17 protein-coding genes are annotated in these 18,515 nt (G+C 69.7%); 4 read left to right on the top strand and 13 right to left on the bottom strand.

Going from position 1 to position 18,515, the window contains the following annotated elements; all coding sequences use genetic code 11:
• Window positions 1–341: 341 nt before the first annotated feature.
• The 3 genes from C1707_RS22655 to plsY are packed head-to-tail and all read right to left on the bottom strand — an operon-like array spanning window position 342 to window position 3,821.
• Window positions 342–2,048, bottom strand: a complete 1,707-nt coding sequence (locus C1707_RS22655) for a M61 family metallopeptidase (RefSeq protein ID WP_101715580.1) — start codon at window positions 2,046–2,048, stop codon at window positions 342–344.
• Between the two features lie 28 nt (window positions 2,049–2,076).
• A complete protein-coding gene (dprA, locus tag C1707_RS22650) occupies window positions 2,077–3,174 on the bottom strand; it encodes a DNA-processing protein DprA (RefSeq protein ID WP_101715581.1) in 1,098 nt (365 codons plus the stop codon).
• Window positions 3,174–3,821, bottom strand: coding sequence for a glycerol-3-phosphate 1-O-acyltransferase PlsY (gene plsY, locus C1707_RS22645; RefSeq protein WP_101715582.1), 648 nt, complete (start codon window positions 3,819–3,821; stop codon window positions 3,174–3,176). Before plsY ends, dprA begins: the two co-directional genes overlap by 1 nt.
• Before the next feature lie 154 nt (window positions 3,822–3,975).
• On the opposite strand from plsY, the gene C1707_RS22640 reads away from it, so the two are divergent.
• Window positions 3,976–4,527: a hypothetical protein gene (locus tag C1707_RS22640; protein ID WP_101715583.1), complete on the top strand. Its 552-nt coding sequence runs from the start codon at window positions 3,976–3,978 to the stop codon at window positions 4,525–4,527.
• A 41-nt stretch (window positions 4,528–4,568) separates the two neighbouring features.
• On the opposite strand, the gene C1707_RS22635 is transcribed toward C1707_RS22640, so the two are convergent.
• From C1707_RS22635 to C1707_RS22625, 3 genes are all read right to left on the bottom strand, one after another.
• Window positions 4,569–5,450 carry a hypothetical protein gene (locus C1707_RS22635; RefSeq protein ID WP_145998490.1) on the bottom strand — a complete coding sequence of 294 codons (882 nt, stop codon included), beginning with the start codon at window positions 5,448–5,450 and terminating at the stop codon, window positions 4,569–4,571.
• Between the two features lie 64 nt (window positions 5,451–5,514).
• The gene (gene pyrC / locus C1707_RS22630; protein ID WP_101715585.1) at window positions 5,515–6,816 is read right to left on the bottom strand and encodes a dihydroorotase; all 1,302 of its coding nucleotides are present in this window, start codon (window positions 6,814–6,816) and stop codon (window positions 5,515–5,517) included.
• Entirely contained in the window at window positions 6,813–7,808 is a 996-nt protein-coding gene (locus C1707_RS22625; protein WP_101715586.1) for an aspartate carbamoyltransferase catalytic subunit, read from the bottom strand. The genes pyrC and C1707_RS22625 overlap by 4 nt, the downstream gene beginning before the upstream one ends.
• Before the next feature lie 138 nt (window positions 7,809–7,946).
• On the opposite strand from C1707_RS22625, the gene C1707_RS22620 reads away from it, so the two are divergent.
• Window positions 7,947–8,294, top strand: a complete 348-nt coding sequence (locus C1707_RS22620; protein WP_101715587.1) for an endonuclease domain-containing protein — start codon at window positions 7,947–7,949, stop codon at window positions 8,292–8,294.
• Between the two features lie 138 nt (window positions 8,295–8,432).
• Here the strand turns inward: C1707_RS22620 and ruvX are convergent, their stop codons facing one another.
• On the bottom strand, window positions 8,433–8,915 hold the full coding sequence (ruvX, locus tag C1707_RS22615; protein ID WP_101715588.1) for a Holliday junction resolvase RuvX: 483 nt from the start codon (window positions 8,913–8,915) through the stop codon (window positions 8,433–8,435).
• 150 nt (window positions 8,916–9,065) lie between these two features.
• On the opposite strand from ruvX, the gene gatC reads away from it, so the two are divergent.
• Both gatC and gatA read left to right on the top strand, forming a co-directional pair.
• Window positions 9,066–9,353 (top strand): Asp-tRNA(Asn)/Glu-tRNA(Gln) amidotransferase subunit GatC, encoded by a 288-nt coding sequence (gene gatC, locus C1707_RS22610; RefSeq protein ID WP_101715589.1) that lies wholly within the window; start codon window positions 9,066–9,068, stop codon window positions 9,351–9,353.
• Window positions 9,353–10,825, top strand: a complete 1,473-nt coding sequence (gatA, locus tag C1707_RS22605) for an Asp-tRNA(Asn)/Glu-tRNA(Gln) amidotransferase subunit GatA (protein WP_101715590.1) — start codon at window positions 9,353–9,355, stop codon at window positions 10,823–10,825. Before gatC ends, gatA begins: the two co-directional genes overlap by 1 nt.
• Window positions 10,826–10,911: 86 nt before the next feature.
• Here gatA and C1707_RS22600 read toward each other — a convergent pair whose 3' ends face one another.
• From C1707_RS22600 to C1707_RS22575, 6 genes are all read right to left on the bottom strand, one after another.
• The gene (locus C1707_RS22600) at window positions 10,912–11,532 is read right to left on the bottom strand and encodes a hypothetical protein (protein ID WP_123170798.1); all 621 of its coding nucleotides are present in this window, start codon (window positions 11,530–11,532) and stop codon (window positions 10,912–10,914) included.
• A gap of 1,031 nt (window positions 11,533–12,563) precedes the next feature.
• Window positions 12,564–14,336: a gamma-glutamyltransferase family protein gene (locus C1707_RS22595; RefSeq protein WP_101714311.1), complete on the bottom strand. Its 1,773-nt coding sequence runs from the start codon at window positions 14,334–14,336 to the stop codon at window positions 12,564–12,566.
• Between the two features lie 200 nt (window positions 14,337–14,536).
• Complete coding sequence (locus C1707_RS22590; RefSeq protein ID WP_101714310.1) at window positions 14,537–15,034, bottom strand: heme-degrading domain-containing protein; 498 nt, start codon at window positions 15,032–15,034, stop codon at window positions 14,537–14,539.
• The gene (locus tag C1707_RS22585; protein ID WP_101714309.1) at window positions 15,031–16,101 is read right to left on the bottom strand and encodes an oxidoreductase; all 1,071 of its coding nucleotides are present in this window, start codon (window positions 16,099–16,101) and stop codon (window positions 15,031–15,033) included. The genes C1707_RS22590 and C1707_RS22585 overlap by 4 nt, the downstream gene beginning before the upstream one ends.
• A gap of 118 nt (window positions 16,102–16,219) precedes the next feature.
• Complete coding sequence (locus C1707_RS22580; protein ID WP_101714308.1) at window positions 16,220–17,494, bottom strand: MFS transporter; 1,275 nt, start codon at window positions 17,492–17,494, stop codon at window positions 16,220–16,222.
• 60 nt (window positions 17,495–17,554) lie between these two features.
• A complete protein-coding gene (locus C1707_RS22575) occupies window positions 17,555–18,370 on the bottom strand; it encodes a 2-keto-4-pentenoate hydratase (RefSeq protein WP_101714307.1) in 816 nt (271 codons plus the stop codon).
• Window positions 18,371–18,515 lie beyond the last annotated feature (145 nt).

The following is an 18,515-nucleotide window of genomic DNA, read 5'->3' as shown; positions in this document are numbered from 1 at the left end:
CAGGCTGTTCCGGATTTGCGCGGGCGGCCGCCCTTGGCGCCATTGGTCCGCGCGGCCGCGCTCTTGGCGTCGGATCTGGCCTGTCCGGCGATCCTGGCCATGTGCGACTTGGTCCCGAATATCCCGGCAGCCGGCTCCGGAATCGACAGGTCGAGATTTCGATGTCGGTCAGGTCAGCCATGGATATCTCTCCATCGCGCTAGCAGGAAATCTCGGTGTTCGACGACGATGGTCATGGCGCGCCGTTGCGTCCGACGAGATTGGCCTCGCCGTTTCCGAACACGAGGACGTGCGCCGGTTCATGATCGTTGGTGAAGATCACGACGTGCAGCCCCTGAGCCCTAAGGATTCAACCTGACTGGATAGGTTTTGGGAGCGACGGTCGATGTTCCTGCCGGGATGAAGGCGCATGGCCCCTGCGTCTGGATCGCCTCGGGCGTCAGCGCCAGCATCTGGTGGCTCTGGGTTCCTATGCCTTGCGGCAGGAAGCTGACGACCCGCACCGGGCCGTCGCCCTCGCGGACCACCAGTTCGTAGGGCGTGTTCGGATCGCCGCCGCCGCCCTTGCGGCGCTCGACGATGACCATGCCCTCGCGCAGGCCGGCGCGGTAGGCGGCGCTGTCCTCGCGCAGGTCGGCGACGGTCATCGTCCCCGTGTCGTCGGTCTTCGGCTCGAAGCCGCGATCGAAGACGGGCGTGGTCACGTCGACCAGCCGCGCGCAGGGCAGGAAGGCGTCGGCGGGCAGGCGGATCGGCCGGCCCTGGTCGATATGGGCCTCGATATCAGCCGAGACGTCCAGGCCGTGGGCCTTGGCGGCCTCGACGAAGGCGTCGACCATGGTGGCCTCCGGATCGCGCCCTCGCGCCCGGGCCTGCTCCTGCAGCACGGCGTCAAGGCTCGAACCCGCCTGCCGCAGCTTCATGTCCCAGATCGCCGCCAGCAGGGCGCCGCGCTGGTAGGCCAGCTTGTCGGCGTAGGGGTCGGTCCAGAACTTCTCGGCCGCTTCCTGGCCCGGCATGGCGATGGCGGGCGAGCTCGCGTAGTCGCGCAGGGTCTCGTTCCAGGCCGCGGCGAAGGCGGCCGGCGTCAGCAGCCGCTCGCGAACCATCAGGCGGCGGGCGTAGAAATCGGTGAATCCCTCGCTGAACCAGTAGCCGCGCGGGCCGAACGTCTTGCCCAGGCGGCCCGGGTTCCAGGCGTGGAAGATCTCGTGGGCCAGCAGCACCCTCATGTCGTCCAGCGTCATGTTCGGCGTCGCGGCCATGGCGAAGGCCTGATGTTTGCCCGTCCCCAGGAACGACGCCCCGCTTTCCGACCGAATGCTCGACGCGCTGACCAGGAAGGGGCGGCTCTGGTAGTCGCCGAAGAAGCCGCGCTCGGCCTCGAGGATTTTTTCCAGCGCGCCGCTCAGCTCGGCGTCGGTGAAGGCGTAGTCGCCGCGGATGGCCAGCCGCAGCGGTCCGGCCCGCAGGATCCGCAGGTCGCGCCCGCCGATCAGCACGCTCTGGCGCGGGTCTTCGTCCCAGCCGGCGTCCTCGAGATTGCTCGCCAGCTTAAAGTCCCTGGGCCAGGCCTTGCCCCATCGGAACGAGACGGGGCCAGCCTCGCGACCGTCGACCGTGACCAGGGCGCTGACGCCGTCGACATAGAACCACGAGGGCCGGATCCAAGGTTCGCTGGGATAGCCGTCTGACTGGACGGGCTCGCGCTTCAGCGTGTCGCCGACCGTGTAGCGTAGCACCAGCTTGCGACCGGGCCGCGAGCGGACGATCCGCGCCTTGGGCGTGTCGTCGACGACGGAGTCGGCGCCGTCGACCGTCAGGTTCGACAGGTTGCGCCAGATGCCGCTTCGCCCCATCCAGTTGTTGGGCAGCGACAGGCGCGTCTCGCCGTCGGCGTCGGCCTTGAAGGTCGCGGTGATCTCCAGCGCCGTCAGCTCGCCGTCCTTCATCACCGGCGAGACGACGTAGGCCACTGGGCCTGGCTCAGGCGCGGCCCAGGCCGGCGCGGCTAGCACGGCCAGGGTCAGCGTCGCGGCGACGCTCAAGGTCTTGGATCCCAACTCCGACGCCCCCTCAGACGCTTGCCGCCATGCCCCCGGGCAGCAGATGCGCCCGGTCGGCCAGGGCAAGCTCGACCAGAGCGGCCATGACGGCCGAGGTCGGCGCTTTTACGGCCCGCACCAGTTCGTCGCGCGAGACGGGCGTGGGCGAGAGCAGGGCGGCCAGGCGTTCGCGCAGGGCGTCGTGGTCGAGGTCGTCCGCCGCCTCGTCGGGATCCCAGGCGCGGTCGCGTTCGCGCATCGACGGGCTGGCGGAAAGCGAGCGCAGCACGTCCTCGACCCCCTCGCACAGGATCGCGCCCTGGCGGATCAGGTCGTTGGGTCCCTTGGCGCGTGGATCGAGCGGCGAGCCGGGCACGGCGAAGACGTCGCGGCCCTGCTCGGCGGCGAGGCGCGCGGTGATCAGAGAGCCCGACTTCAGCTCGGCCTCGACCACCACCACGCCCAGCGACAGGCCCGAGATGATGCGGTTGCGGCGAGGGAAGTCCTTGGCCTGGGCGCGGCGCAGCGGCGCGCTCTCGCTGACGATGCAGCCAGCTTCGGCGATGCGGGCGTGAAGCCCCGCGTGCTCGGGCGGGTAGATGTCGGCGATCCCGCCGCCGAGGACGGCGATCGTGCCGGTGGAGAGCGAGCCCTCGTGCGCCGCGCCGTCGACGCCGCGCGCCAGCCCCGAAACCACCACCAGGCCGTGCTGACCCAGTTCCGCCGCCAGCTGCCGGGCGAAGCGCTGGCCCGCGGCCGAGGCGATGCGGGCGCCGACGACGGCGACGCTGGACTGGGGCAGAAGCTCGTAGCGGCCCAGCGCCCAGAGCACCGGCGGCGGGGGATCCAGGCTGGCCAGGCGATGAGGAAAGTCGGGTTCGCAGGCGCAGATCAGACGGGCGCCGAGTTTGTCGCCATCGTCCAGTTCGCGCAGGATCTCGTCTTCCGGCGGCGGACGCAGCGGGGCCGCGCGGCCCGCCCGACGGGCCAGGTCGGGCAGGGCGATCAGCGCCCGCTCGGGCGAGCCGAAGCGCTGAAGAAGGTGGTCGAAGGCGACGGGGCCGACCGTCTCGGTGCGCGCCAGGCGAAGCCAGGCCAGGCGCTCGTTGTCCGAGAGGGTCCGCGTCATCAGGCTTGGGGAGGCGGCTCTTCGGCCGTCTTCTTCTTGCCGATGCGGGGCTCTTCGCCCTTCAGCAGCCGGACGATGTTGTCCTTGTGGCGGATGTAGATCAGCACCGCCATGAACAGGCACAGTCCCAGGATGGGATAGGGGCGGTCGGTGGCCAGGGCGAAGGGCGCGGCCAAGGCCGCCGCCGTCAGCGCCGCCAGCGAGCTGATGCGGAACAGGGCGGCCATGGCCAGCCAGGTCGCCGCGGCCAGCAGGCCCACGGGCCAGGCGGCGGCCAGCAGCACGCCGTAGAAGGTGGCCACGCCCTTGCCGCCGTTGAACTTCAGCCAGACGGGGAAGATGTGGCCGGCGAAGGCCGCGCCGCCGGCCAGGGCGACGACCAGCGGATTGCCGTGGCTCAGCAGGTGGGCCAGGCCCACCGCGACCGCGCCCTTGCCGCCGTCGCCCAGCAGGGTGATGGCCGCCAGGTCCTTGCGGCCCGAGCGCAGCACGTTGGTCGCGCCGATGTTGCCCGAACCGATCTTGCGGATGTCGCCGGCGCCGCCCAGGCGCGTGGCGATCAGGCCGAACGGGATCGAGCCCAGCAGGTAGCCCCCGATCACGGCGATCGCGAGGGTCAGATAGGCGACGGGGGCGAGGCTTTCCAAGAAATGCTACCTTTGCGCGAGCGAAACATGGCCAAGCTAGACCGTGGTGGCAAGCCTGTTTTCGCTTCTTATAGCCGCTTCGCGCGCCGGTTCATGCTTCCGTTTGGGAAGTTCGGCTTGGGCGCCGGGGCGGGCGTGCTCTAATGGGCGGATCATGAAGGATCCGCGCTACGCCCGTCTGATTCCCATCCTGGCCGCCGCCGTGCTCGGCGTGGGCGGGGCCCTGGCCCTCGCGCATTTCGTCGGCAAGCCGGCGCCGGGCGACAAGCCCGCGCCCGCGGCTCCGGCCAAGGTCGCGCCGCCAAGGCCGGTGCAGCCGCCTGTCCAGCCGGCCGCCCCGACCGTCTTCCTGCTGTCGATCCAGGGGATCGCGCTGGGGCCGGACGACTATGTCGACGCCTTCAGCCTAAAACTGGCGGGCGCGAAGGTCGCCAAGGTCTGCAAGACGCCGGCGGGCTGGTCTCTGAACCGCGCGGGCGGCGGGCTCGACGGTCAGGCCTCGGTCGGCGCGGCCTTCCTCGACCGCGACCACATCGGCGACCTGCGCGGACTGGCGCTGGTCGAGATCGCCGCCGGCGACGCCTCCACCGTCGGCGTTTCGGGCACGGCCCAGGTCGGCGTCTACGGCGACATGGGCCAGGCCCGCCAGGTCAAGCTCAGCCCCGCCCGCGTGGCGCTGGTTCCGGCGGAGGGCTGTCCGTCCTAGAGGGCGCTTGGCGAAGTTTGAGCGGTTTCGCCTGACGCGTTCTAGGGCGTCTTGGCCCTGGTCAGGCCGACCATCTCGCCCAACATATCTTCCAGCCCTGTTCGGGCCAGGGCCCGCTTGCTGTCCCAGGTCTCCGGGTCGCTGTAGCGGGGCGGTCGCGAGAAATCGACGGGCACGTCGATCGTCGTACCCGGGCGGCCGGGAACCTTGCCCGCAGCCTTGGCGCGGTCCGGATACTTTTCGAGGGTCTCGCCGATCTCCTCGATCCCGCCCCGACAGAGATCGGGATCGGCGTCGCGCACCTGCGCCGTAAGCCGCTCCTGCTGGGCGGCGCCCATCAGCGCGGCGACAAGCGCGCGCTTTTCCAGGGCTTGGCCCGCCTGCATGAACGGAGCGGCTGCTTCCATGATCCGGTCACGCTGTGCGATGGGCGCCGTCGCGTCGGCGCATCGCACGCCATCGACCTTGATGATCGCGTGCAGATAAAGCAGCTGCGACAGGGCCGCCTTTCGCAGACTTTTGGCGGACGCGTCGAGCTCGGGATTCTTGAGGGCCGCCCGTTCGTACGAGTCCGCCATGTCGGACAGCGTGCGCACATATATGAAAACGACGTTGTAGCCGCCGCCGCGATAGACCTGATAGCGCTCCCAAGTGGCCATCCTGCTGGCCGCGTCGAGATCGTTCACGCCGGTGACTGCGTCGGCCAGGGTGGGCCAGTCGCGCTTGGCCAGGGCGGCGTCCAGTTCCGCATGGTTGGCGGGCAGCTGCACCCCAGGGTGGGCGAGTACGCCATCGCCCAACCGTTTGCGTTCGGCTTCGATCTTCGGGTCGAGCTTTGGCGGGGTTGGGGGCGCGGCTTGAACGGTGGAAGCCAGGAGGGCTGCGCCGATCGCAGCCCCCGCAAGTTTCAGGTCGAGTCGCATAAAAGGTTTCCCGTGATCTCGCGGGCAACCTATGCGGTCGAGGTCTGGCGATCCAGGCGCCTTCTCACCCCTCGGCGCGGTGCACCACGCGGCCGTCGACCACCGTCATCAGCACCTGGCCCTGCAGGCGGCGGCCATCGAACGGCGAGTTCTTCGACTTCGACAGCAGGCGGGCGGCGTCGACGATGATCGGGGCGTCCAGGTCGCACAGCACCAGGTCGGCCGGAGCCCCAGGGGCGATGCGGCCGGTCTGCAGGCCCAGCAGGGACGCCGGCGCCAGGGTCACGGCGCGTATCAGGTCGATCAGCGGCAGCCGCTCGTCGTGATAGAGGCCCAGCAAGGCCGGCAGCAGGGTCTCCAGGCCCACCGCGCCCGGCGCGGCCTGGTCGAACGGCAGGCGCTTGTCCTCGGCCGGGGCCGGGGCGTGGGCCGAGACGACGATGTCGATCAGGCCGTCGGCCAGGGCCTCGATCAGCGCCTGGCGGTCGTCCTCGCCGCGCAGGGGCGGGGTGACCTTGGCGAAGGTGCGATAGTCGCCGATGTCCAGTTCGTTGAAGCACAGGTGGTTGATCGACACGCTGGCGTGGATGCGCAGGCCCTTGGCCTTGGCGCGTGCCAGGGTCTCCAGCGCCTGGGCGCTGGTCAGCTGATCGACCAGCAGGCGCCCGCCGGTGGCTTCGAGAAGCGCGACGTCGCGCTCCAGCATGATCCGCTCGGCCATCGGCGAGATCGACGGCAGGCCCATGCGGGCGGCGAACTCGCCGCCGGTCGCGGCTCCGCCCTTGGCCAGCCACGGGTCGAGCGGGCGGTGGGCCAGGATGGTGTCGAAGCCCTTGGCGTAAGCCAGCAGGCGCTGCATCACCTTGCTGTCGGCGATCGGCTTGTCGGCGTCGGTCACGTAGACGCAGCCGGCCTCGCGCATCAGGCCGATCTCGGCCATCTCCTCGCCCTTGAGGCCCTTGGTGGCGGCCCCGGCGCAAAGGATGCGGGCGGCGTCGATGTCGCGGGCCCGGCGCAGCAGGAAGTCGACGGTGCTGGGATCGTCGACGGCCGGATCGGTGTCGGGCTGCACGACGAAGCTGGTGACGCCGCCGGCGGCGGCCGCGCGGGCGGCGCTGGCCAGGGTTTCCTTGGTCTCCGCGCCCGGCTCGCCGGTCTTGACCCGCAGGTCGATCAGGCCCGGGGCCAGCATGGCGCCGCCGCAGTCGACGACGCGCACGCCCTTGGACAGCTTGCCGAACTCGCGGCCCTTGGCCACGTCGGCTATGACGCCTTCCGAAACGATGACGCCGCCGGGGCCGTCGTAACCGCTCTCGGGATCCACCAGGCGGGCGTTGACGAAGGCGAGCGGCTGGGGCGCGGTCATCGGCCTTCCTCCTCGAGACGGTGGGCGAGGGCGGCGAGCACGGCCATGCGGGCGGCGACGCCCATCTCGACCTGGTCCTGGATCAGGCTGACGGCCGGATCGTCGGCCACGTCGCTGTCGATCTCTACGCCCCGGTTCATTGGGCCCGGGTGCATGACCTTGGCGCCCGGCGCGGCGCGCGACAGCTTCTCGCGGTCCAGGCCGTAGAAGCGGAAGTATTCGCGGGTCGAGGGCACGAAGCCGCCCTGCATCCGCTCCAGCTGCAAGCGCAGCATCATCACCACGTCGGCGCCGGCCAGGCCCGACTTCATGTCGTGGTGCACGGTCACGCCCCAGCGCTCGGCCTGGGCCGGCATCAGGGTGGGCGGACCCACCAGGCGCACGCTGGCGCCCAGGATCTGCAGCAGGGCCACGTTCGAGCGGGCCACGCGGCTGTGCAGCACGTCGCCGCAGATGGCCACGGTCAGGCCCGAGACGCGGCCGAAAGCCCGCCTGATCGACAGGGCGTCCAGCAGGGCCTGGGTCGGGTGCTCGTGCTGGCCGTCGCCGGCGTTGACGACGCTGCCGCTGACCTTCTGGCTGAGCAGGCTGGCCGCGCCCGACGAGGCGTGGCGCACCACCAGCAGGTCGGGCCGCATGGCGTTCAGCGTCACGGCGGTGTCGATCAGGGTCTCGCCCTTGGCCACCGACGAGGTCTTGGGGTTCATGTTGACGACGTCGGCGCCCAGCCGCTTGCCGGCCAGCTCGAACGAGCTCTGGGTGCGGGTGCTGTTCTCGAAGAACAGGTTCATCAGCGTCCTGCCCTTGAGCAGGTCCAGCGACTTGGACGTCTGCCGGTTCAGCGCCACGAAGGCGTCGGCCAGGTCCAGGAGGTCGGCCGCCTGGGGAGCGTTGAGATCGCCCGCCGAAAGGAAGTGCCGCTTGGGGAACGAGAAGAGGCGCTTGCGGATCGTCTCGATCGCCGCGCTCGGGTCATGGGCTGAAGCCGTCATGAGCCCGCGTCATAGGCGGCTTTGGGCGGGAAGGGAAGGTGATGCGATATTTACAATAGTAGAGTCGCGCTACTCTCAACCTCTCCCTTAGGGAGAGGGAGGGCCCATGCGCAGCATGGGAGGGTGAGGGGCTCCACCATGAACCGAACCGCCATGGCGCGCCGCCTGCGCCGCGACCAGACCGACGCCGAACGCCTGCTGTGGTCGGTGCTTCGCGGCCGTCGCCTGGAGGGCTTCAAGTTCCGTCGCCAGGTCCCGATCGACCGCTACGTCGCCGACTTCGTCTGTGTCGAAGCCAGGCTGATTGTCGAGCTGGACGGCGGTCAGCATGCTTCAGATGAGGGACGCGCCTACGATGCAGCGCGTACACGGGCCTTGGAGGCCTGCGGCTATGTCGTTCTGCGGTTCTGGAACGACGCGGTACGCTACGAATTGGACGGCGTGGGCGACGAGATCCTGTCGGTGCTTCGTGCGGCGAGGCCGTAAGCCCTCACCCTCCCATGCTGCGCATGGGCCCCTCCCTCTCCCGAGGGGAGAGGTTGAAGAAAGGCGGGCTCGTTCCAGATAACCTCTCCCATAGGGAGAGGGAGGGGCCCGCCGCGAAGCGGTGGGAGGGTGAGGGGATCAGCCCTCGCCGCGCAGGCCCCGCATCCGCTCCAAAGCGCCCTGCAGGATCCACCCGGCGGCCATCTTGTCGACGACCTCGCCGCGGCGCTTGCGGTTGACGTCGTGCTCGTCGATCAGCACGCGGGTCACCGCCGCCGTCGACAGGCGTTCGTCCCAGAAGGTGATGGTCAGGTCGGGGCGCAGGCGCAGCAGGTTGCGGGCCAGCGCCCGGTTGCTCTGGCAGCGCACGCCCTCGGTGCCGTCCATGTTGACCGGCAGGCCGACGACGATCCCGGCGACCTTGCGGTAGTCGATGATGTCGAACAGGGCCGCGGCGTCCTGGGTGAACTTGGTCTTGTGGATCACCGTCAGCGGGCTGGCGACGGTCAGGGTCACGTCTGACACCGCCACGCCGATGGTCTTCTCGCCCGGGTCCAGCCCGATGACGGGCTTGTAGTCGGGAATGGCGGCGGCGAATTGTTCGATGTCGAGAACGGGCATGGCGCGGCTTCTACGCCTTTGCGGCGCTTCGCGCGAGGAAAAGCCCCGCGCGAGAGCCGCCGGGCTTGTCAAAGACGAGGCTAGGCGGGTAACCCACCCCTCGAATGTCTGTGATCGCAGACAATGACACTACTGCTTGGAGAAGGCCCCATGGCCATCGACGCCGCGACCGTCCGCAAGGTCGCCCGGCTCGCCCGCATCGCCGAACCCGAAGAGCGCATCGAGGCCCTGGCCCAGGAGCTCAACGGGATCATGACCTGGATCGAGCAGCTTGCCGAGGTCGACACCGACGGCGCCGAGCCGCTGACCAGCGTCGTGGCCGCCGGCCTGCCGCTGCGCGACGACGTCGTCACCATGGGCGGCGAGCCCGAGGTGGTGACCGGCAACGCGCCCAAGTCCGTCTCCAACTTCTTCGTCGTGCCCAAGGTGGTCGAATAATGAGCGCCCTCACCAAGCTCACCCTGAAGGGCGCCATCGACGGCCTGGCCGCCAAGGACTTCACCTCGGTCGAGCTGACCCAGGCCCACATCGACGCCGTCGAAGCCGCGCGCGGCCTCAACGCCTACATCCTGGAGACCCCGGAGCAGGCGCTGGAGATGGCCGCCGCCTCGGACGCCCGCCGCGCCAAGGGCGAGGCCGGTCCGCTGGACGGCGCGCCGCTGGGCGTGAAGGACCTCTTCTGCACCAAGGGCGTGCGCACCACGGCCTGCTCGAAGATCCTGGAAAACTTCGTCCCGGCCTACGAGTCGACCGTCACCGCCAACCTGTGGCGCGACGGCGCGGTCATGCTGGGCAAGCTGAACCTCGACCAGTTCGCCATGGGCTCGTCGAACGAGACCTCCTATTTCGGCCCGGTCACCAATCCCTGGCGCGCCAAGGACAGCAACAAGGCTCTGACCCCGGGCGGCAGCTCGGGCGGCAGCGCCGCGGCCGTCGCCGCCGACCTGTGCCTGGGCGCCACGGCCACCGACACCGGCGGCTCGATCCGTCAGCCGGCCGCCTTCACCGGCACCGTCGGCATCAAGCCGACCTACGGCCGCTGCTCGCGCTGGGGCGTCGTCGCCTTCGCCAGCTCGCTGGACCAGGCCGGCCCGATCGCCAAGACCGTCGAGGACGCGGCCCTGCTGCTGAACTCGATGTCGGGCCACGATCCCAAGGACTCGACCAGCCTCGACGTCGCCACGCCGGACTTCACCCAGTTCGTCGGCAAGTCGGTCAAGGGCCTGCGCATCGGCGTGCCGAAAGAATACCGCGTCGACGGCATGCCGGCCGAGATCCAGAAGCTGTGGGACGACGGCGTCGCCTGGCTGAAGGAAGCCGGCTGCGAGATCGTCGAGATCAGCCTGCCGCACACCAAGTACGCTCTGCCGGCCTACTACATCGTCGCCCCGGCCGAGGCCTCGTCGAACCTGGCCCGTTACGACGGCATGCGCTACGGCCTGCGCGAGGACGGCGCCAACCTCGCCGAGATCTACGAGAACACCCGCGCCGCGGGCTTCGGCGACGAGGTCAAGCGCCGCATCCTGATCGGCACCTACGTGCTGAGCGCCGGCTATTACGACGCCTACTACCTGAAGGCCCTGAAGGTGCGTCGCCGCATCGCCGAGGACTTCGACAACGCCTGGACCAAGGTCGACGCCATCCTCACCCCGACCGCGCCCTCGGCGGCGTTCGGCCTGGGCGAGAACTCGAGCGACCCGATCGCCATGTACCTGAACGACGTCTTCACGGTGACGACCAACCTGGCGGGCCTGCCGGGCCTTAGCCTGCCGGCCGGCCTCGACGCCAACGGCCTGCCGCTGGGCCTGCAGATCATCGGCAAGCCGCTGGACGAAGGCACGGTGTTCTCGGTGGCCGGCGCCATCGAAAAGGCCGCCGGCTTCACGGCCAAGGCCGACAAGTGGTGGTGATCTAGCAAAAGCTGGAAACCAGGAAAAAGGGCGGCTCCAGCGATGGAGCCGCCCTTCGTCGTTCTAGGCCGTTACTGGTCAGCCCGTTACTGAGGCGTATTGGGCGTCACCGGCACGACCGGGACCGGAGCGGGCGCCGGGGCCGGAGCAGGCGCGGGCACCGCCAGCGGGGCCGGCTCGGCGACGATCGCGGCCGGAGCAGCAGGCGCCGGGGCGGGCGTAGGGGCCGGAACCGTAGCGCTGACGTTGGTCGAAGCCTCGTCGGCGGCCATGGCGCTCTGGGGCGCGCTCTCGGCCTGCGTCGGGCGAGCGGCGCGACGGGCGGCCGGACGCGTCTCGGCGCGGGCGACCTGCGTGCGCGCGGCGGGCGCCGGAGCCGGGGCCGCGGCGGGCGTCGCGGCCGCCGGTTCGGGCATCGGGGCCGGGGTCGGCGCGGGCGCCGGCGTCACCACCGGCTCGGCTTGGGCGACCTTCATGCTCTCGTCCGACGAGGCTGGGGTCTGAGCCTGGTTGCTCATGATCCCCCAGGCCAGGGCGCCGACGGCGACCACGGCCACCGGCGCGCCGATCAGCAGCGGCAGGTTGCTGGAAGACTTCTTCTTGCGCGTCGAGGTGCGGGCATAGACGGGCGCTTGCGGAAACAGCGCCGATCCGTCACCAGCATTGACGATCGCGGGTTCAGGACCATCGAGGTTCAAGGCAGGCATTTGGATCCTCCTCAGCTTATCCTTGTCGGGATAAGTAACGGGAGGTTTCGAACACGGTTCCTCCTGACCCGGAATGGTTCCGTTTCTGCCGGATTCAGGCCGCAATTCTTGCAGCGCTTGCCTAAAGATCCTCCCCCTCTGGGGGAGGTGGCCCGGAGGGCCGGAGGAGGGGCCGTTTTCAGCTTCCGAGATGCCGGCCAAAGCCCTCCCCCCTTGATGGGGGAAGGGGTGGGATGGGGGGGGGACGCGACCGTTCCGCCTCCACCGCCGCATCAGGCCGGACCGCCGCAGCCACCCCCAACCCCGGCCCTTCCCCCATCGAGGGGGAAGGGAGAAGAAGGCCGACGGGGATCCAGGGCCGTCCATCCTCTGCGTTCAGCGAAAAGACCCGAACACGATCAGCACCTTGCAACTTTCTCACGCTGCTGGATCAGACGGATCCAGACCGCCCGCATAATCACTGCATCCCGTCGCAGGGAGAGGGCGCAAGGATCCGGCCCGAAGCGTGCGACGCGGATGCGATCGAGCGGGGCTGAGGGAGCGGCGTGAGCCGGGCCTGAAGGCTTAAATGAGGATGGGGGACGTAAACCCATCTATCGGGAAGCTGCCGACCTATGGCTTCCCGCCCGCCCAAGGGTCCGCGCCCAGCACGCACTCCTGGCCGTCAAGAAACGGGGAGCTCTGCGTGGGGAAGGGGCACAAGGCGGAAGAGGCCTGCGCGCCCCGGCCTGAGGAATAACGATCGCGCGGGGCGTCTATGCTTCGTCGAAACGGTAATTGAAACTCACACATCCGGGCGAGGCCCGGACGCCCCGCGCCCTCTCCATCAGCTCAGCGGATTTCCGCGTGAGGCAGGAAAGCCGTGTCCAAAGACCCTCCCCCTGAAGGGGGAGGTGGCCCGAAGGGCCGGAGGGGGAAGTCCCCGATGAGGTCGGTTCGCCCGCCAGCGCGGCGATACCTTCCCCCTCAGTCGGCTTCGCCGACAGCTCCCCCTTCAGGGGGAGCGTCTCCATGGTAGCGCCAGCGCGCCCTCAATACCCCAGCGCCACCCCGTCCTTGCGCATCTCGGTCGCCGCCGCATAGCGCCCGGGCCAGCGCTCGATGGCCTGGTAGCCGCCATAGCCGCCGGCGTCGGTCTTCAGGGTCCAGCCGATGACCTCCAGCGCCTTGCGGGTCGCGGCCGGCACGCCGCTTTCCAGGTCCAGCGCCGTGATGTCCGCAGCGCCGATGCCGGTGGGTTCGGGCGAGCCGCCGTGGTGCCAGCGCGGGGCGTCGCCGGCCTCCTGCACCCCCAGGCCGAAGTCGACCATGTTGCTGATGATCTGGGTCTGGCCCTGGGGCTGCATGTCGCCGCCCATCACCCCGAAGCTCAGCCACGGCTGGCCCCGGCGGGTGGCGAAGCCGGGGATGATCGTCTGGAAGGGCCGCTTGCCGGGCGCGTAGACGTTGGGGTGGCCGTCGGTCAGGGCGAACAGTTCGCCCCGGTCCTGGAACATGAAGCCCAGGCCGTCAGGCATCAGGCCCGAGCCCATGCCGCGATAGTTCGACTGGATGATCGACACCATCATCCCGTCCTTGTCGGCGGTGGTGAAATAGGTGGTGTCGCCCTTGCTGGGGGCCGTGCCCGGATAGGACGGCGTCCAGATCCGGTCGGGACGGATCAGCCTGGCGCGCTCCCTGGCGTAGTCCTTGGAGATCAGCCACTCGATCGGCGACGTGTAGAAGTCCTGGTCGGCGTAGAAGCGGGCGCGGTCCTCGTAGGCCAGGCGCTTGGCCTCGACGGCGTGGTGGATCGCCGCCGCCGACTGGAAGCCCATGCCGGCCACGTCGAACTGCTCGAGGATGTTCAGCATCTGCAGGGTGGCCAGGCCCTGGGTGTTGTCGCCCAGCGCATGGACGTCGACGCCGCGGTAGCCGGTCGTATGAACCGTGGTCCAGACCGAGCGGTGGGCCGCCAGGTCGGCCTTGGTCATCCAGCCGCCGATGCGCTTGAAATAGGCCTCGATGGCTTGAGCGATCTCGCCCTCGTAGAAGGCGCGGCCGCCGCCCTGCGCGATCAGGCGGTAGGTGCGGGCGAGAGCCGGGTTCCTGAAGATCTCGCCCTCGACGGGGGTCTTGCCGTTCGGGGCCCAGACCGCCTTGAAGTTCTCGACCTCCTCGATGTTGGAGGCCGGATTGGTGAAGCGGCGATGGCTGCCGGCCAGGTAATAGGCCACGTTCTGGGTGATCGGGTGGCCTTCCTCAGCGGTCGCGATCGCCGGCTCGAACAGCTCGGACCACTTCAGCTTGCCGTAGCGCTCGTGCAGGGCGCGCCAGGCGTCGACCGCGCCGGGCACGCTGACGCTGACCGCGCCGTAGGAGGGGATCTTGCCGTCCTTGGCCCGGCCGCGCACCGTCTCCAGCGACAGGCCCTTGGGCGAGCGGCCCGAGCCGTTCAGGCCCACGACCTTGCGCGTCTTCGGGTCCCACAGCAGCACGTAGGCGTCGCCCCCGATGCCGCAGGCGATCGGTTCGCACAGGCCCAGCATGGCGTTGGCGGCCACCGCCGCGTCGGCCGCCGAGCCGCCCTTCTTCAGCACCGCGATCGCCGCCTGCGTCGCCAGCGGATGAGCGGTGGCCGCCGCGCCGTGGATGCCCCAGGCCGCCGAGCGCGAGGCGAAGGTCGCCCCGTCCACCCGGTCGCCGCCATGCACGTCGGGGCGCTTCCGGTTGGGGTTGGGGCCGGCGAGGATCTGCGACTGCGCGAAGGCGTCGCCAGCCAGGGCGACGGCGGGCAGGGCGGCGAAGAAGCTACGGCGGCGCATGTCGGTGTCCCCACGAAAACGGCAAGTCCGTTTCTAGGGGCGGTGGGCGGAGGAGGCTAGGCCATGCGGGAAAAGTGGGTTCGTGCGGAAAGAACCCCCTCAGTCGGCTTCGCCGACAGCTCCCCCAGAGGGGGAGCATCTGCGCCGCGAAAGATCCTCCCCCTCTGGGGGAGGTGGCCCGGAGGGCTGGAGGGGGTCTTCTACCCCTCCGCCAACGCCAGATCGTCCAGCTCCTTGCCCAGCACCAGGGCCAGGGCCTCGACCACCAGCACGTGGTCCTGGCGCTGGGGCAGGCCCGATACGGTCACCGCGCCGATGCAGCCAAGGCCCTTCACCAGCAAGGGGAAGCCGCCGCCATGCGCGGCATAGTCGCGCGTCGGCAGGCCATGCTTGGCCTCCAGCGTCTCGCCCTTGGCCGCCAGAGACAGGCCCATGCCGTACGAGCTCTTCGAGAAGTGCAGCACCGTGTTGCGCTTGCGGCGGATCCAGTCGGCGTTCTCGCCGGTCGAGCCGGGCAGGGCGGCGTGGAACAGCGGTCGGTCGCGCAGCGAGATGTCGATGGCCAGCGGCGCCTTGCGGGCCAGGGCGGCGTCGCGCAGCCCCGCGCCCAGGGCCCAGGCGGCGTCGAGGTCGAAGCGCGGAAAGACCAGGACGGCTTCCTGCGCGGCGATGCGGTCCAGGTCGTCCTGCCGGCTCATCGGGCGGCCTCGACCGGCAGTTCGCGGCGCTCGGCGGCCGAGCGGGCCGCCAGGTCGAGCAGTTCCATCACCCGCAGCGCCTCCGGCGCCGGCACCGGATTGGCCGCGCCGGTCAGGATCGCGTCGCGGACGCCGGCGTAGTAGGCCGCGTAGTCGCCGCGACGGCCGGGGACGACCTGGGTGGTCGGGGCCTCGCCGTCGGCGCGGGTCAGGGTCCCGGGGCGCGGGTCGAGGCCGAAGCCTTCGTCGGCGGGCGTCAGGCCGCGCTTGAGGGCGTCCTCCTGGGCGTCTAGGCCGTGCTTGACGAAGCCGCCCCGGACGCCCTGCACGGAAAGGCGCAGATCGCCGGCCGAGGTCAGCATGCTTCCGTGCAGTATCGCGCGCAGCTTGGGATAGCGCAGCACGACGTGGAAGTAGTCGGGGGCGTCGCCGCCCTCGCGCTGGATCCCGATGTCGGCGTTGACCGCCAGCGGCTGGCCGAACAGCTGCAGCGCCTGGTCCAGCAGGTGCGGGCCAAGGTCGAACCAGGCGCCGGCGCCCGGACCGGCGCGCTCGCGCCAGCGGTCGCGCACTGCCGGGCGGAAGCGGTCGAAATGGCTTTCGTACTGCACGACCTCGCCCAGCGCGCCCTCGGCGATCAGGCCCTTGAGCGTAAGGAAGTCGGCGTCCCAGCGGCGGTTGTGGAACACCGACAGCAGGCGATCGTGGGTCTCGGCCGAGGCGACCAGGGCGCGGGCCTCGTCCAGCGTGACGGTGAACGGCTTGTCGATCACCACGTGCTTGCCGGCCGCCAGGGCCGCCTGGCCCTGAGGCGCATGCAGGTCGTTGGGCGTGGCGATCACCACGAGATCGATCGCCGGATCGGCCAGGGCCTCGTCGAGGTCGGCGACGACCCTGGCGTCCGGATGGTCGGCGGCGACCTTGGCCGGGTCGCTGGACACCACGGTGTGCAGGACGAGGCCCGGCGTCGTGGCGATCAGCGGGGCGTGGAAGGTCTTGCCGACATAGCCGTAGCCGACGAGGGCGACGTTGAGCGGGGCGGACGTGCTGGGAGACAACGTTGTCATGTATCCAATCTAGGCCGTGATCGCGGCAAGGTCACGGCGCCGGCCGTGGAAATGCACAACGAAAAAGCCCCCGGCGCGGCTGCGTCCGGGGGCTCGAGGTTTCGGCGGAGGGGGAAGATCAGATCTTCACCGGCTCCATCTTGGGGGTCAGCAGGTGCACCACCAGCAGGGCGGCCAGGTAGGCCGTGCCGGCGACCACGAAGATCGGGGTGTAGGTGCCGATGTCCTCCAGCACCTTGCCGATGTACTTGGAGAACACCATGCCGCCCAGGGCGCCCAGCATGCCGCCGATGCCGACCACCGAGCCGACGGCGCCGCGCGGGAAGACGTCGGAGGGCAGGGTGTAGAGGTTGGCAGAGAAGCCCTGGTGAGCCGCGGTGGCGACGCCGATGATCAGCACGGCCAGCCAGACGTTGCTGGCGAACGAGGCGAACATCACCGGCACGGCCAGCAGGGCGCAGACCAGCATGGTCGTCTTGCGGGCGGCGTTGATGCTCCAGCCGCGCTTCATCAGGTTCGACGACAGCCAGCCGCCGCCGACGCTGCCCACGTCGCTGAGCAGGTAAATGGCGATCAGCGGCGGGCCGAAGGTCTTCAGGTCCAGGCCGTAGCGCTTGCCCAGGAAGTCGGGCAGCCAGAACAGGAACATCCACCAGATCGGGTCGATCAGGAACTTGCCCAGCGAGTAGGCCCAGGTCTCGCGCTTGGTCAGCAGCTTGGCCCAGCCGATCTTCTCGACCGGGTCGGCCGGATCCTGCTCGATGTGGGCCAGTTCGGCCGCGCCCAGCTTCTTGTGCTCGCGCGGGCGGCGGTAGACCAGCAGCCAGATCGGCAGCCAGATCAGGCCGGCGACGCCGGTGACGATGAAGGCCATCTGCCAGCCGAAGGCCAGGGTGATGCCCGGCACGACCAAGGGGGTGACGATGGCGCCGATGTTGGTGCCGGCGTTGAAGATGCCGGTCGCGAAGGCGCGTTCCTTCTTGGGGAACCACTCGGCCACGGCCTTGATGCCGCCGGGGAAGCCGCCGGCCTCGCCGACGCCCAGGCCCATGCGGGCGAAGATGAAGCCCGACAGGCCGCGCGCCCCGGCGTGGGCGATGTGGGCGATCTGCCAGATGGCGAAGGCGATACCGAAGCCCCAGCGGGCCCCGATCTTGTCCATGATCTTGCCCCACGCCAGGTAGGCGATGGCGTAGGAGAGCTGGAAGTAGAAGACGAGGTCGGCGTAGTCGCCCTCGCTCCAGCCGAACTCCTTGGAGAGGTTCGGCTTGAGCAGGCCGATGGTCTGCCGGTCCACATAGTTGATGACCATCGCCGCGAACAGCAGGCTGACGATCACCCAGCGATAGCGCCCGATCTTCTCAGACGGCGCGGGGGCCGCGGATACGTCCATGGACTTCGTCTTCCTTACCCTAGTCTTTGTTTTGGTTGGTTCTTGTCCGGCTGGCCGCCGTCAGGCGGGCACCGCCCTGCAGCGGACCTCGCCCAGCGGGCCGAAGCTTATGGTCGACTCGTCGCCGGCCGCCACGTCGTGGATGCCGGTGCTGGCGCCGGTGGTGACCAGCATGCCCTTCTTCAGCGGCCGGCCGCGCGAGGCGACGTGGCCCAGCAGGAAGGCCAGGGCCGCCAGAGGCGAGCCGGGAATCGAGGTCGCGCCGCCCTTGCCGACGCTGACGCCGTTGACGAAGGTCTCGGCCGGCATGGCTTCCCAGCCGATCTCGCGCCAGTTCTCGATGACCGGACCCAGGATCTGGCCGTCGTTGTTGCCGAAGTCGGAGACCACGATGGGCGGACCCAGTTCGTTGATGGTCTTCAGCGGGCTGCCGGCGATCTCGACGCCCAGGATCAGCTCGCCCACGTACTCGGCGGCTTCCTCGGCGGTCCACTCGGTCTTGCCCTCGGGGGCGTCCTTGGACAGGCGGATGATGAACTCGGCCTCGACGGCGGTGAAGCCGCCGGCGATGGCGCGGAACGGGGTCGGCTCGGCGCCGGCGTCCCAGACGTTCTTGCTGAAGATGCAGCCGGCCAGGCGGTCGACGCCCAGGCGCTCGCGGTGCTGCGGAGGAACCAGGCCCACCTTCCAGCCGACCAACTCGTCGGGCCACAGGTCGATGGCGATGTCCTGCACCGCATAGCCGTCGGCCATCGACTGGGGCAGGGCGCCGCCGGGATAGCCGGGAACCGAAACGCCCTTCTGGCGGGCTTCAACGAACTGGGGGGCGATCGACGCCGGTGCGAATAGGTCGCTTTGCGCCTCAGAAACGGTCACGCCGCGTAGCCTCCCTCGAATTACTCATGGCTGGCCCGTTTGTCGGACCTGCGCTGTCTCTAATGGAAACCGGTGTCATTGACAATTGGTCCACTGAAACACGTCACGACGCGAAGGGGAACCGTTCATGCGCTTGGAGACTCTT

This window comes from Caulobacter flavus (assembly GCF_003722335.1).
Classification (GTDB): domain Bacteria; phylum Pseudomonadota; class Alphaproteobacteria; order Caulobacterales; family Caulobacteraceae; genus Caulobacter; species Caulobacter flavus.
Note: the sequence above shows the minus strand (reverse complement) of the source record. Positions and strands in the feature narration are given on the sequence as shown.